Source organism: Chitinophaga pollutisoli (genome assembly GCF_038396755.1).
Taxonomy (GTDB): Bacteria; Bacteroidota; Bacteroidia; order Chitinophagales; family Chitinophagaceae; genus Chitinophaga; species Chitinophaga pollutisoli.
This window is the reverse complement of the sequence record NZ_CP149822.1, coordinates 3,848,255-3,863,270: the sequence shown is the minus strand read 5'-3', so window position 1 is coordinate 3,863,270 and position 15,016 is coordinate 3,848,255. Positions and strand designations below refer to the sequence as shown.

Sequence of the window (15,016 nt, the reverse complement as noted above, 5' to 3'; positions counted from 1 at the left end):
TTACCTATTGGCAGACGCATCCGGCGAATTAATTTTGTCGCAGAAATGAAATTAACCCCATCATGAAAAAGTTGTTAAGCGTATTCCTGCCGGTCTTCCTGCTGCTGGCAGCGTGCAAAAAAGATCCGAAGCCGGTGGATCCTGACACGGAGCAACCCGGCAAAATACCTTCCGATCCGGAAGCGAGGCCCGTGGGCGATCCGATCGGTGATCCCATCATCACCACCGTAACGCCGGCCGGCGCCACGATTACTTCGGAAGACGGTTCGTTCAAGCTGCGGATCCCCGTTGGCGCGGTCACGGAAAATATCGACATCGTAGTGCAGGAAGTGGTGAATACGGTGCAGGGCGGCGTGGGCAGGAGTTTCCAGCTGCTGCCGCATGGGAAAATCTTCGCCAAGCCGGTGACGATCGAATTTTCGTGGGCCGGCAACGAAAGTTGGGTGAATATCCCCGAAGCAATGGGGATTGCCTGGCAGGACGATAAAGATTTCTGGCGCCTGGTGAAAGCGCCGGTGGTGAATAAAGCACAGAAAACTGTGTCCGTACAAACAGACCACTTTTCCAACTGGGCCCTGCTGCAATGGTTACAACTCAATCCAGTGGCTACTACCGTGACAGAAGGCGGGCAAACCACCCTTTCTGTAACCTCCTACATTCCCCTGGCCGGCGACGACCTGTTATCGCCGCTCGTGCCGGCTGATGGACAGGATGTCACGCTGGGAGAAGGGCGCCCCCTGCCCGGGAGCTTCATCAAATCCTGGGCGGTGGGCGGCGTAGGCACGGTGAAAGGGAACGGCGGGCTCGGCACCTACTCCGCTCCCGCCACGGTGGCCAAACCCGAAATAGCAAACGTGACGGCTACACTGAAAGACAGCAAGCGCCAGCTCATGGTAGTGAGCACCGTAACGGTGATTCCCGACGGCATTTCGTTCAGGGTTGACGGCGGTGCGTGGATAAACTTCCCCGCTCATTCGGGGTTTGACGATACGAATTTCGAAATATCGGGGATGGGCGAAGAAGGTTATTTCGGAATCTCCTGGAGTGGTGGCGCCGGCGGCTTTGCCTGGCAGCGTACAGGCAAGACAGTATTGGTTTTCGCAGATATGCGCACCGCGAGAAACTGCACCAGCATATGGTACGACAAAGTCCTCAAGCGATATACCCCTGCTGGCGGAGCTCTGAACGTGAGCGAATTTGGCGGGAAAGGTGAAATGGTGAGCGGCAGTTTTACCATGTCGGGGGGCGGCGTGTTCATCGACAACGATCAGGACCCTATCGGGAAGAGCTCCATCGAAGGTTATTTTTCGGTAAGGCATGATCTTTGATTTTATGTCCGCAACATTTCATCCACGACCCGCTCATCCATTATTCCCCAAAACTTATTCATCCAGCCCCGCACATCCTGTTGTTCCCCAAAATTATTTAGTCCATTGCGCCCCGGCATCCATTTGAGATCCTCAAAAAGATCATTCAGCCCCAATATTCAACGGTTCGTCCTGCTTAAACGTGCAGGGCGGCCGTTTTCAACCGAACCCCAGTAACATATCAGGGCCGGTGCCCGTTTAACGGTAGATTCATCCTGGCCCCATCCATATGGTAACCTCAAAAGCTATTCTTCATCCAGCTGACCCCGGAAATCCATGTAGCCCCAAACATCCATTAGGCCTAAGTTGGCCTGTCGCCCCAAGCTTCTGCGGTTCCGCCCTGCCTTCCGGCAGGGCGGCCGTTTTTACCGTTAATCCATTTGAAAGTGCCGTCCGGCGGGGCTTCGGCTTTTTTTCCTTATTTTAGCCACTAGCCAACTAGTTACAACATGAGCATATCTAAACGTACCCGAAACCTGATAATTGCAGTGAGTATGACGACAGGAACCGCCACCATGGCCCAGGCTCCCGCAGAACAGAATCCGTTCATGCAGGCCTACAACACCACCTTCAAAGTGCCGCCGTTCGCGGAAATCAAGCCCGCGCACTTCATGCCGGCCTTCGAAGCGGGCATGAAGGAACAGCAGCAGCGCATTGGTGCGATCACGATGCAGCGCAGCGTACCCACTTTCGAAAACACCATCGCCGCGCTGGAAAAAAGCGGTGAGTTGCTGCGCAACGTAGGCACCGTTTTCTTCAACCTGACATCGGCCAACACCAATCCGGAACTGGAGAATATCTCGCGCCAGATCGCGCCGAAAATGGCGCAGAACACGGACGACATCTATCTGAACCCCGCCCTTTTCTCCCGTGTGAAAACGGTATACGAAAAGCGCGCTTCCGCCAAACTGACGCCGGAACAGGACCGCCTGCTCGAAAAAACCTATAAAGCCTTCGTGCGCAGCGGCGCCAATCTCGATGCCGCCAAACAGGCACGTATGCGCGAAATCAATAAAGAATTATCGCTGCTGACCGTGAAATTCGGCCAGCACCTCCTCGCCGAAACCAACCAGTTCGAACTGATCGTGGACAACGAAGCCGATCTGGCCGGGTTGCCCGCTTCCCTCAAAACGGCGGCTGCCATCAGCGCCAAAGAAGCCGGGAAAGAAGGGAAATGGCGCTTCACCCTGCACAACGCCAGCGTGATGCCTTTCCTGCAGTATTCCGCCAACCGCCCGCTCCGCGAAAAAATGTACAAAGCGTATATCAACCGCTGCAACAATAACGACGAGCGCGACAACAAGGTTATCGTCGGTCAGCTGGCCAGCCTCCGTGCCGAAAAAGCCGGTATGCTCGGCTACACGTCGCACGCTGACTTCGTACTGGAAGAAAACATGGCCAAAACGCCCGCCCAGGCCAACGATCTGCTGAACCGCCTCTGGGAAGCCGCCCTGCCGGTGGCTAAAAACGAAGCCGTGGAAATGCAGAAAGTAATGGACCGCGAAGGCAAAGGCGAGCAGCTCGAAGCGTGGGATTGGTTCTATTATGCCGACAAGGTGCGGAAAGAAAAATACAACTACGACGCCGAAGAACTGCGCCCCTACTTCCAGCTGGAGAACGTGCGCGAAGGGATTTTCGCCGTGTCGAAAAAGCTGTATGGCATTACGTTCTCGCCGCTGAAAGATATCCCCGTTTACCAGGAAGATGTGGTGGCGTATGAAGTGAAGGAAGCCAACGGCGATCATATCGGCGTGATTTATATGGACTTCTTCCCGCGGACGTCCAAGCGCGGCGGCGCCTGGATGACATCTTATCGCAAACAGGCGATCGAAAAAGGGAAGCGTGTAGCCCCGGTGGTGTCTATCGTCTGCAACTTCACCAAACCCACTGGCGACGAGCCCGCGCTGCTCACGCCCGACGAGGTGGAAACATTCTTCCATGAATTCGGCCACGCCTTGCATGGCTTGCTGTCGAACGTGCGGTATGAAACGCTGAGCGGCACTTCCGTGCCCCGCGACTTCGTGGAGCTGCCCTCGCAAATCATGGAGCACTGGGCGTTTGAGCCCGAAGTGCTGCAGATGTACGCCAAACATTACAAAACCGGCGAACAACTGCCCGCATCCCTCGTGAAGAAAATGGACGATGCTTCTAAATTCAACCAGGGCTTCGTAACGGTGGAATACCTCGCCGCTTCCATCCTCGACATGCAGTACCACAACCTCGCGCCTGGCGCGAAAATCGATCCGCTGCAGTTTGAAAAACAACAGATGGACAAGCTCGGCCTCATCCCGCAGATCGCGCCGCGCTACCGCAGCACGTACTTCCAGCATATTTTCGCCGGTGGTTATTCCGCGGGATATTACAGCTACATCTGGTCCGAAGTGCTCGACAGCGATGCTTTCGCGGCGTTTAAGGAAACAGGTAACATCTTCGACCCCGCCACCGCACAATCGTTCCGCAAGAACGTACTGGAAAAAGGTGGCACCGCCGAACCGATGGACCTCTACAAAGCTTTCCGCACCCGCGCCCCGGAAGTGAAGTTCCTCCTGAAAAACAGGGGCCTCGAAAACTAATTGATAAATTAACGAAAGGCCGGAGATGATCTCCGGCCTTTTTTTACCTTATTACATGTTGCAACATCTAAGATAACCATATCCTGAAATGCTTGTTTTAGCCGGGTTTTTAGTACATTTGCAAACACTAAAAGACAAAAACCCGTCCTGACGATGAAGCAAAAATTAAGCTGCCTTTTGATTGATGATGACAGGGACGATCAGGAAATATTTAAACTCGCGTTACAGGATGTAAACGAAGAAGTGCATTTCCTTTCTGCCGACGATGGCGTGGAAGGATTGCAATTACTGAAGTCCGGCGAGCATGAAACACCCAACTTCATTTTCCTTGACCTGAATATGCCGCGTATGACCGGCAAGGATTGCCTCGCCGCGATCCGCAGCCAGCCGCACCTTTCGGGTATTCCGGTTGTAATTTATTCTACTTCTTCCGACCCGAAAGACATCCAGGATACCAAGGCCCTGGGCGCCACGGATTATGTGGTGAAGCAATACAGCATTACATCGCTGAAGGAAATTCTCCGCCGCTTTTTCAACTGATTTTCTTCCAGATCCGCAACCGCTGCGGCAATTGCCTGTACTTCGCCGCTATGGTGGAGTAGCGCAGGCTTTCTTTTGTGCCGAGAGCGAGGAAGCCCCCCGTTTCAAGGCTGTCGTCGAACAGCTGGAGCGCTTTGTTTTGCAGGTCTTTATCAAAATAGATGAGCACATTCCGGCACAAGATCAGCTGGAATTCGTTGAACGACCGGTCGGTAGCCAGGTTGTGGGGGGAAATAACCATCCTCCGGATAAGATCCTCGCCGAATTTCGCCAGGTCGTACTTCGCCGTATAATATTGGCTGAAATCCTGGGAACCGCCTGACTGGATATAGTTTTCCGAGTACTGCTTCATGAACCGCAAGGGAAAAATTCCTTTTCGTACTTTTTCCAGCACCGCCGGGTTGATATCTGTTGCGTATAGTAGTGACCGTTGGAGTAACCCGGCTTCTTTCAGCAGGATGGCCATGCTGAAAACTTCTTCGCCAGTGGAACATCCGGCGTGCCAGATGCGGATCAGCGGCGCGTGTGCGATGGCGGGCAGCACTTCCTTGCGCAGGAGTTGGTAAAAACCGGGATCGCGGAACATCTCCGTCACGTTTACCGTTACCTCTTCCACGAAATGCCGAAAATAGTTTTCGTCGCCCAGCACTTTGTCTTTGAACGCATCGAGGCTGCTGAAGCGGTCGAGCGCCACGAGCCTGTTGAGGCGCCGTTTCAGGGAGGGGCGCGCGTAATTGACGAAATTATACCCATGTGTTTCCAACACATCGCGGAGGAACCCATCCAGCCAATCGTCCTTCATTTCTACTTGCTGCATACTGCTACTTTACTTCCCCGCGTCGTACAACCATACGCGCAGCAGGGACAACAACTGATCGATATCCACCGGTTTGCTGATATAATCCGACGCGCCCGCGGCAATGCACTTCTCACGGTCGCCTTTCATCGCCTTGGCTGTTACAGCGATCACGGGAAGATGTTTGGTGGCGGGATTGGCTTTGATGCGGCGGGTGGATTCGTATCCATCCATCTCCGGCATCATCATATCCATTAGCACGATATCTACTTCTTTATGTTTCTCCAGCAATTGTAGCGCTTCGCTGCCGTCGGTCGCTGAAATCACTTTCATGCCGAAGCTTTCCAGCGCACGGGTGAGGGAGAAGATATTGCGCACATCGTCATCCGCCAGCAGGATATTTTTGCCGCGGAGCACTTCCGCCAGCCTGCCGAGCCCGTTGCCGGGGCGCTCCGTTTCTTTCTTCTCGCCTTCCACCAGGTGGAGAAAAAGCGAAACCTCGTCCATAATCCGCTGGTACGAATTGGCGACTTTCACCACCACCGAATCGGCGTAGCTACGGATTTTCGACTCCTCTTCCCGGCTGAGGTTTTTGCCGGTGAACACGATGATGGGGATGTTCTCCAGCCCGGGTTCCTGCTTCACCTGCTCCAGCGTGTCGTAGGATCGTGCGTGGGAAACGCCCATGTCGAGGATCACGCAGTTGACTTCCTGCTTGTGCAGCGATTCGAGGCTGCCGTTGATAGTGTCGCGGATTTCGGTATTGACTTTATAATTCTCGAGGAAGTACGCCAACGCTTTCGCGTGTTGCAGGTTTTCCTCCACGATGAGCACTTTACGGGGGTTCTGGTTGAGCATGAACTCAATCTTACTGAAGATGTCGTCCATTTTTTCGATGGTGAGGGGCTTGTCGATGAAGTCCACCGCGCCTTTCGACAGGCTTTTGAACCGCGCCTGGAAGGCGGACATGATGTGGACGGGGATATGCCGGGTGAGGGAATTTCCCTTGAGGTCTTCCATCACTTCCCACCCGTCTTTCACCGGCAGCTGGATATCGAGAAGGATACCGGCGGGAATGTATTGTTCGGCGAGGGATTGCGCCTCGTCGCCGCGGACCGTCACGATGCCCTTGTACCCCTTGCTGCGGGTGAATTCGAGCAGCGAACGGGCGAAGTTGAGATCGTCTTCCACGATAAGGATGCATTTATCTCCCGGCTGGATGGCGGCGCGATCGTCTTCCACCGTGCCCACGGGGATGGCGTCGCTCACGAAACGCTGGCGGTAAACGCTTTTTTCCTTCGCGGGCATCAGTTCGGAGGCGGACAATTTCTCAACCTTCCCAACGCCCGACGATACCGGCAGCAGCACGGTAAATTCGCTGCCTTTGTCCGGCTCGCTCACCAACCGGATCTCACCGCCCATTAGGCGCGCCAGTTCCCGGCTGATGGAAAGGCCCAGGCCCGTTCCGCCGAACCTCCGGCGCGTGGAGCCATCTTCCTGCTGGAAAGCCTCAAACACCACGTCCAGCTTATCCGGCGCGATGCCGATACCTGTATCCTTCACACTGAAAGCAATGGTGTTGGTATATTCCGACGGACGGTAAGCCCGCAGCGTCACCGTGCCTTCGTTCGTGAATTTGATGGCGTTGCTGAGCAGGTTGCGCAGCACCTGGTCGAGGCGCTGGCGGTCCGTCTCGAAAACGCCCTGTACATCGTCTGCGATTTCATATTCGAAGGCCACGCCCTTCTCCCGCGCTAGCGGTTCAAACAACGCACGCATATCTTTCACCACTTCTTCCACGCCTGCTTCGGTATATACGAGGTCCATCTTGCCCGCTTCGATCTTGGAAAGGTCCAGGATTTCGTCGATGAGCATGAGCAGCCCCTTGCCCGAATTCTGGATCACGCGGGCGTATTCGATCTGCTCCTGCGAAAGGTTGCGCTCGTTGTTCTCCACCATCAACCGGGATAGCAGCAGGATCGAGTTGAGCGGTGTCCGCAGCTCATGCGACATATTCGCCAGAAACTCCGATTTATACTTGGTGCTTTGCGCCAGTTCTTCGGCTTTGCGCTGAATTTCCTTGTTGGAATCCTTGACGAGGCGGTTGGTTTCTTCCAGCAGCCGCGCCCTTTCCTCCAGTTGGGAATTGGCGTCTACCAGTTCTTCCTGTTGGGTGCGCAGCTCTTCTTCGGATGCCTGCAGTTTTTCCGTTTGCGCTTCCAGTTCGCTGTTGGCGTTTTCGAGTTCGCCATGCTGGGCTTGCAGTTCCTCAGCCTGGCTCTGCGTTTCCTCCAACAGCTCCTGGAGGCGTTTCCGGTTTTCAAGGATATGGATGACCGTGCCGATATTCTGCACGGCGGATTCTAAGAATGCTTTTTCTTTATCGGTGAAACTCCGTAACGAAGCGAGTTCCAGCACGCCCATCACCTTACGCTCATGGTACAGCGGTACGGCGATAACGGACTTCGGCTGTATGGCGCCGCAGCTCACCTGCATGCGCATCAAACCTTCCGGCACTTCTTCCAATAAGATGGTCCTGCGGCTGAGGGCGCTTTGCCCCGCGAGCCCTTCGCCGAAGGCCAGCACTTCTTCCAGCCCCTCTTTTTCCGCCGCGTGCCTTCCGCAGAGGCGCAGGCGCATGCCTTCTTCCGCAATGTAAATGGCGCCGGTGCTGCCGTTGATATAGGGCACCACGTAATTCAGGACGCGGCGCGCCAGTTCCGTCAGCTCGTATTCACCGATCATGTCATCATTCAACGCGGCCACGCCCGATTGCAGCCATTCGCGGTCGGAGAGCTCGGTGAAAGATTTTTCGAGGGAAACAGCCATCCGGTTCAGCGATACCGTAAGCTGGCCAAGCCCGTCGTCTACTTCGTCGGTAATGCGGGCGGTATAATCGCCGCTGGATATTTTGGCCGCCACCTCTTGCGTCATGTGGATGCGGCGGGTGATGTCTTCGTCTTTCTTCTCCAAAATTCCCTGCAATGCCACGCGCTCCTTATAATCGCTGTTGACTTTCAGGAAAGAAATTATTGTGATGATGATGGCCACGAGTGATGCGATCAGCACAAAAACCGGCGTGGTGCTGGCGAAGGCGTTCATCCGGCTGGTCCGTTGCTGCAGCAGCCGTTGCTCCGACGTCTTCATTTCAGCCACGATCATCCTGGCCCGGTCCATATGTTCCTTTCCGCGCTCCATGTCTTCCGGGGTTATTTCGTGCCCGCGTTTCCTTTTATCGACGTTGTTGTTCAGCACGGCGAGCCGCTGGCGGATGGTCTGCGTCAGCTCTTCCGCGGATTTCTGCTGGCGGTCGTTATCCGCCGTCATCTCCTTGGTCATGCGGATATGCCGCATGATGCTGTCTTCCGCGCCGCGGTAAGGTAGCAGGAAATCGGTATCGCCAGTGATGAGAAAACCGCGCTGGCTCGTTTCGGCATCTTTAAGGTTGGATAATACGTCGTCGAGATGACGGATCACCTGGTTGGTGTGATCTACCCAACCGGCCGTGGAAATGAGGTTGCGGATACTGATGATGGAAGCCGCCGAACCGACGATCAATAATAAAAGCGAGAAACCGAAACCGATGATGAGGTTCCGCTGGAAGTTGGATTTCATGTATCGCTGTCTTGTATATGGTTTTCGAGTTGATGTTGATGTACGGGCAACACGATGGTAAAGGACGACCCTTCTCCTTCCCTGCTGGATGCAGTTACCAGTCCGCCGTGCGTATCTATGATTTTTTTGACGATCGCCAGGCCGATGCCGGTGCCTTCGAATTCGTTCCGCCCGTGCAGTCGCTGGAAGATGACAAATATTTTATCGAGGTATCGCTCGTCGAACCCTATGCCGTTATCCCTGACGGTAATGCGGCAATACGGCCCCTCGGGATGCAGTTCCCCGCTGGCGCAAACTTCGCCGGTCCGCTCGGCGGACACGGAGATTTCAGGAGAAATCCCTTTGCGCGAGAACTTCAGCGCGTTGCTGAGGATATTCTGGAACACCTGCCTTATCTGCGAAGGGATGGCGTGGAGCAACGGCATGTCTTCGATCCGGATCACCGCGCCTTTCTCCCTGACGAGCAATTCCATATCGTCGAGGATATCGCGGAGGATGGTATTGACGTCGGTGGGGCGGAACTGCCCGCCGATGGATATTTTGGAATATTCCAGCACGTCGGTGATGAGGCTGTTCATGCGCGCGGCGGAGGAAACGATCTTATTGAGGTAATGTTCGGCTTCGGGCACTTCCGGCCCGAATTTGCTGCTGATGAGGTTGCTGAACACCTGAATTTTGCGCAATGGCTCTTTCAGGTCGTGGGAGGCGACGTAAGCGAACTGCTGCAGTTCGTGGTTGCTGTATTCGAGGTCGCGGTTGGCCTGGCGGAGTTCCATGGTACGTTCTTCCACGCGGTTTTCGAGCAGCTGGTTGATCATTTTTTGCTCGTGGATGTCAGTGAAGATGCAGACCCACTTGCCGATGGCGCCTTCTTTCCATACGGGGGTAAGGCTGAGCAGGTGATAGCGGAAGTCGCCTTCGCCGAGGGGCTTGATGCGCACTTCGAACACTTCCTGTTGCGCGGCGCCGATCGCTTTGCGGATGCATTCCGCGACCGAGGGCTCCCCTTCCGGCGTGTCGGGCAACGCATCGGGCGACGCCGCGTAACGGTGCCAGTAACGGTTCACGAATTCGATATTCCCTTCCGGCCCCAGCGTGAAAGCGATCTGCTGGATGGATTCCAGGATGGAACGCAGCTCATCGAGGCTGTGCGACAGCGCTTCCTGCGCCAGTTTTCTTTCCATGACCTCCTGCCGCAGCGCTTCCTGCGCTTCGTGCAGCTCGCGCGTTTGCTGGTGCAGCCGGTAAAAGGTACTCACCTTCAGCAGCAGGATCTCCGGATCTACGGGCTTGGTGATATAATCGAGCCCGCCCGAGGAATATCCCCGGGTAATGAACCGCTTTTCCACGCTAACGGCGGAAAGAAAAATTATAGGTATGTCCTTCGACTTGCTGTAGCCTGTTATCGCTTCTGCCACTTCGAACCCGTCCATGTCCGGCATCTGCACATCGAGGATGATCAGGAAATAGGTATTGCGCAAAATCTTCCGCAATGCTTCCTCTCCCGATGCGGCCGTGTCCACTTTGAAATGATTCAGTTCCAGAAGTTGTTGCAGGGAATAAAGATTCTCAGGCCTGTCATCAACTATTAAAATCATAATTTTCTCATAATCGGCTGAAAATTATTCATTTTTAAAACAAAACGACTGTAGATTCTTCTCTACACTCAACAATATGATTATCAGTGTGATAAACAAAAAATTATGTGGCATGATTTTTAACGGCGCGCAATAAAAAAGGGAACAGCGCCTATCACCGCGCTGTTCCCGTCAACCTGGCCACTCTATGATTCGTACTTACTTTTTGATCGATACGGCTGATCCGTTCCTGATTTCGTCGTTCGCCTTTTCCACAAGCATATCTCCTTCGCGGAGGTTTCCGAATATTTCTGTTTTACCGTCCGCCTCCCGGCCTTTCTTCACGTCTACCCATTCCGATTTTTGTCCATTGATGCGGATCACGAACACTTTTTCGGTGGAGTTGACGACAGCGGAGGAAGGCACGACGAACACGCTGTCGGCGGTTTGCATCGGGATGTGCACTTCGGTGACCATGCCGGGGAGGAGGAGTTTATCGTTGTTGATGACGTCCATTTCCACGCGTTGCGCGCGGAGGCGGGAGTCGAGCGCGCCGGCGAGGCGGTTGATGACGGCGCTGAATTCGCGGTTGCCGAGCGACTTCACAACGAATTTCACTTCGCGTTTTTCTTTCAGGTAGGGCGTATATGCTTCGGGCACGGCGACCACGAGGCGCAGTTTTTTCTGTTCCTGCAGCGTGAAGAGCGGCATTTCGGAACCTTTTCCCGAGGGGCCAACGTAAGCGCCGGCACTCACGTTACGCGCGCTGATCACACCGGCGAAGGGCGCCCTGATCTCCAGGTAGTTGCGCTGGTCGGCGAATTCTCGGTACGCGGCTTTGGCGGCTTCTTTCTGCGCGAAATCGCTCTGCTGCTTGGCGAAAGCCAGGTCGAGATCGTTCTGTGAAACGGTACCCGGCGTGAGGCTGGTCTGGTATAAACGGTCGTAATTGGCTTTGCTGGCGAGATACACGGCTTCCTGCGAGCGGAGCCGCGATTCAGCGCCGGCCAGGGCGCTCCCCAGCTCGGGGGCCTCCATCGTGGCCAGCACCTGCCCGGCCTGTACGGTAGAACCCACGTCCACATTCAGGCGGCGGACGAAGCTGTTCACCTTCGCGTAGAGGTCTACCTGCTGGAAAGCCTGCAGCTCTCCCGGCGTTCTCAGGGATGCGGAGAAAATGTCTTTCCCGAGCGGAAATGCGGTGACTACCGTCGCCGATTCTGCTTTTGCATTGTCCGGTTTGCTCTGCGAAACACCGCAACCGGCGAGCCATACGGCCGCAACAAGGGCCAGGCCCGGTGTTTTATTGATGATGTTCATACAGGTTGGGTATATAGTGTTTACTTTCTTTGTTTTCAGGATCGAGCGATACACTTTGCGTGGATACTTTCTTCATCACCCAGGCGAATACCAGCGGCAGGATCACCAGCGCGGCCACGGTGGAAGCCACCAGCCCGCCGATCACCGCGCGGCCCAACGGGCTCACCTGGTCGCCGCCTTCGCCGTGCCCGATAGCCATGGGGATCATCCCCACCACCATCGCGAGGCTCGTCATCAGGATCGGGCGGAGCCGCAGCGCGGCGGCTTCCCTGGCGGATGCCAGCGCGTCGCCGTTGTGGCGCCGCAAATGCTCCGCATTCGTGATCAACAGCACTGCGTTGGAAATCGATACGCCGACAGACATAATAATGCCCATATACGATTGCAGGTTGAGCGTGCTGCCCGTAATGCGCAGCAGCAACAGCGCACCCAGGATTACAGCGGGGACGGTCGTTAGCACCACGAAAGACACGCGGAACGACTGGAAGTTGGCGGTCAGCATGAGGAAGATCACGATGATCGCCACCAGCAGGCCGCTTTGCAGGCTGCTCAGGGTTTCCGTCAGGGTGTTACTGAGGCCCACGGGCTCCATCGTGAGGCCGCGGGGCAGTTCGCCAAGCGAAGCGATCGCGGCTTCCACGTCTTTGCTGGCGGTGCCGAGATCGGTGTCGAAGAGGTTTGCCGTCACGGAGATCATGGGCATGGCGCCGAGGTTATCGTTTTCACCGTAAGTGGTGCCAGGCGTGATGGTAGCCACATCGCCGAGCACGGGGCGCGAAGCGTTTTTGAGCAGCGGGATCTCGGCGATCTCGTCGATGCTGTTCATTTTGTTCTCCGGGACCTGCACTTGCACGCTGTAACTGAGGCCTGCTTTCTCATCCACCCAAACATTCTTTTCCGTTAAACGGCTGGAAGAGGTGGAAGCGATGAGCGACCGGGTCACGTCCGTCATATCTCCCCCCAACTGCGCCAGCCGCGTGCGATCCACTTCAATGTTGATCGCCGGGTACTTTGTGGATTGTTGCAACTGGACGTCGCGCATGTAATGGATGGCTTTCAGCTTTTCAATGATTTTATTGGCGTATTCCTCGTTCTGCTTTTTATTTCTTCCAGAGATGCGCACTTCCACCGGCGTGGGCGAGCCCTGGCTCAGGATTTTATCGGTCAGCTCGATGGGCTCGAACGAAAACGTCATATCCGGCACTTTCTCTTTCAATCCCGCACGCAGCCTTTCCTTCAGCTCTTCCAGCTCGAAGTGTTTGTCTTTGTTCAGGCTCACCTGGATCACCGCTTCGTGCGGCCCCGCCATGAACAGGTAGATCGGGCTCACCGAAAACAACGCCGGGTGCTGGCCTACATATGACGATGTGATGCTAATATTTTCCTTACCAACGATTTCTTCGATAGTGCGAATGGCGCGCAGCGTTTTTTCTTCCGTTCTTTCCATTCTCGTCCCTTCTTCCGCACGCATCCGCAGTTGGAATTGGCCGCCATTGGTACGCGGCAATACATCTCTCCCGATCCCTGCCAGCAACCAGAAGGCGAGGCCGCTAATGACTACCAGGTATACGATCACTACGGGTTTGCGCGCCGGCATCAGCCTGTCGATCATCGCCATAAAGCGGTTACGGAATTTCTCGAAACGGCTGATCTTCCCATCGTTATTGAAATCCGCGCGTTCCACAAGTACTTTCTTCTGGTCCCAGGTATCGTTTTCATCAACGGGCACATGTCCTTTCTTATGTCCTTTCATGATCCAGTTGGCCATCACCGGCACAAAGGTCTGGGACAGGAAATAAGAAGTGATCATGGAGAAGCCGATCGCCAATGCCAGCGGGAGGAACAGTGACCCGGGGATGCCTTTCATCGTGAAAGCGGGTGCGAATACGGCGAGGATACAGAACAGGATCAGGAGCTTTGGGAAGGCGATTTCTTTACAGGCGTCCCATATGGCGAGGGCTTTTGGCTTGCCCATATCGAAGTGCTGGTGGATATTTTCGATCGTCACCGTGCTTTCATCGACGAGGATGCCGATCGCAAGCGCGAGGCCGCTCAGCGTCATGATATTGATCGTTTGGCCGAAGAGGCTCAGGAACAATACGCCTGAAATGATGGAAACCGGAATGGTGAGAATTACGATAAGCGCGCCGCGAAGGTCTCCCAAAAAGAGGACCACCATCAGCCCCGTGAGGATCGCGCCGATGATGCCTTCGGTGACGAGGCTCTTCACGGCGTTCATCACGTAGGTGCTCTGGTCGAATTCGTAACTGAGTGTTACATCTTCCGGCAACTGCGCCTGCAGGCGCGGGATGGCTTTCTTCAGGTTCTGCACCACTTCCCAGGTGGATGCGTCGGCCGATTTGGCCACGTTGAGGTAAACGGAGCGGCGGCCATTTACGAGGGCGTACCCCGCGGCGATATCCGCTCCGTCTTCCACCGTTGCCACATCGCGGAGGAAGAGCGTTTGCACACCGCCTTTAAACAGCGGCAGATTCTCGAAATCCTTGATGTTTTTAACGGTCGTATTCGTAGGTGTGATGTAGTTTTTGTCGCCGATGCGCACGTTGCCCGAAGGCGCCACCTGGTTGCCGAAGCGCAAAGCTTCCACCAGCTGGTCGGGCGTGAGCTGATGGATACGCAACAGCTCGGGGTCAGCCTTGATCACCACCGTGCGGATGTTGCCCCCGAACGGCGGCGGCGCCACGAGGCCGGGGATGGAAGTGAACGAAGCGCGGACGTACACGTTGGCCAGGTCCATCAGCTCATTGTTGGTACGCTTTTCGGAACTGAGCACCAGCTCGCCTACCGGCAACGTCGACGCGTCGAAGCGGATGATGAACGGCGGCTGCGACCCCGGCGGGAAGATCGCCTGCGCACGGTTCGAGAATGCGGACACTTCCGCCGCGGCCTGGCTCATGTTGGTGCCTTCGTAAAAGTTGAGCTTCATGAGTGTGAGGCCCTGGATATTCTTGGTTTCGATCGATTTCACACCGTTCACGAAAAGCAGGATGTTCACATATTGCTTGGCGAAGAAGGCTTCCATCTGGTTGGGCGTGTACCCGCCGAAAGGGTGGGCGATGTACAGCACCGGCATGTCAAGCTTCGGGAAGATATCTACTTTCACTTCCCGCACCGCTTTCACACCGAAGAAAAACAGTCCCGCCACCAGTACCATGATGGTGATCGGTTTGTTTAGTGCGCCTTTAATAAGTCCCATTATCCGGTAAG

General features: G+C 55.2%; 8 protein-coding genes. 3 read left to right on the top strand and 5 right to left on the bottom strand.

The genetic code is table 11. The features are described from left to right. Positions 1 to 62 precede the first annotated feature (62 nt). The 3 genes from WJU16_RS16245 to WJU16_RS16235 all read left to right on the top strand — a co-directional run bounded on the left by WJU16_RS16245 (position 63) and on the right by WJU16_RS16235 (position 4,480). A complete protein-coding gene (locus WJU16_RS16245; protein WP_341834533.1) occupies positions 63 to 1,328 on the top strand; it encodes a hypothetical protein in 1,266 nt (421 codons plus the stop codon). 533 nt (positions 1,329 to 1,861) lie between these two features. Then, a complete protein-coding gene (locus WJU16_RS16240) occupies positions 1,862 to 3,940 on the top strand; it encodes a M3 family metallopeptidase (RefSeq protein WP_341834532.1) in 2,079 nt (692 codons plus the stop codon). Between the two features lie 153 nt (positions 3,941 to 4,093). Beyond that, on the top strand, positions 4,094 to 4,480 hold the full coding sequence (locus tag WJU16_RS16235) for a response regulator (RefSeq protein WP_341834531.1): 387 nt from the start codon (positions 4,094 to 4,096) through the stop codon (positions 4,478 to 4,480). Here WJU16_RS16235 and WJU16_RS16230 read toward each other — a convergent pair. From WJU16_RS16230 to WJU16_RS16210, 5 genes are all read right to left on the bottom strand, one after another. Continuing rightward, positions 4,473 to 5,297 carry a protein-glutamate O-methyltransferase CheR gene (locus WJU16_RS16230; RefSeq protein ID WP_341834530.1) on the bottom strand — a complete coding sequence of 275 codons (825 nt, stop codon included), beginning with the start codon at positions 5,295 to 5,297 and terminating at the stop codon, positions 4,473 to 4,475. The two genes, WJU16_RS16235 and WJU16_RS16230, sit on opposite strands and share 8 nt — an antisense overlap. A 9-nt stretch (positions 5,298 to 5,306) precedes the next feature. Next, positions 5,307 to 8,891: a response regulator gene (locus WJU16_RS16225; protein ID WP_341834529.1), complete on the bottom strand. Its 3,585-nt coding sequence runs from the start codon at positions 8,889 to 8,891 to the stop codon at positions 5,307 to 5,309. Then, complete coding sequence (locus tag WJU16_RS16220; protein WP_341834528.1) at positions 8,888 to 10,489, bottom strand: response regulator; 1,602 nt, start codon at positions 10,487 to 10,489, stop codon at positions 8,888 to 8,890. Before WJU16_RS16220 ends, WJU16_RS16225 begins: the two co-directional genes overlap by 4 nt. A gap of 198 nt (positions 10,490 to 10,687) precedes the next feature. Beyond that, the gene (locus WJU16_RS16215; RefSeq protein ID WP_341834527.1) at positions 10,688 to 11,788 is read right to left on the bottom strand and encodes an efflux RND transporter periplasmic adaptor subunit; all 1,101 of its coding nucleotides are present in this window, start codon (positions 11,786 to 11,788) and stop codon (positions 10,688 to 10,690) included. Then, positions 11,772 to 15,005, bottom strand: coding sequence for an efflux RND transporter permease subunit (locus WJU16_RS16210; RefSeq protein ID WP_341834526.1), 3,234 nt, complete (start codon positions 15,003 to 15,005; stop codon positions 11,772 to 11,774). Before WJU16_RS16210 ends, WJU16_RS16215 begins: the two co-directional genes overlap by 17 nt. Positions 15,006 to 15,016 lie beyond the last annotated feature (11 nt).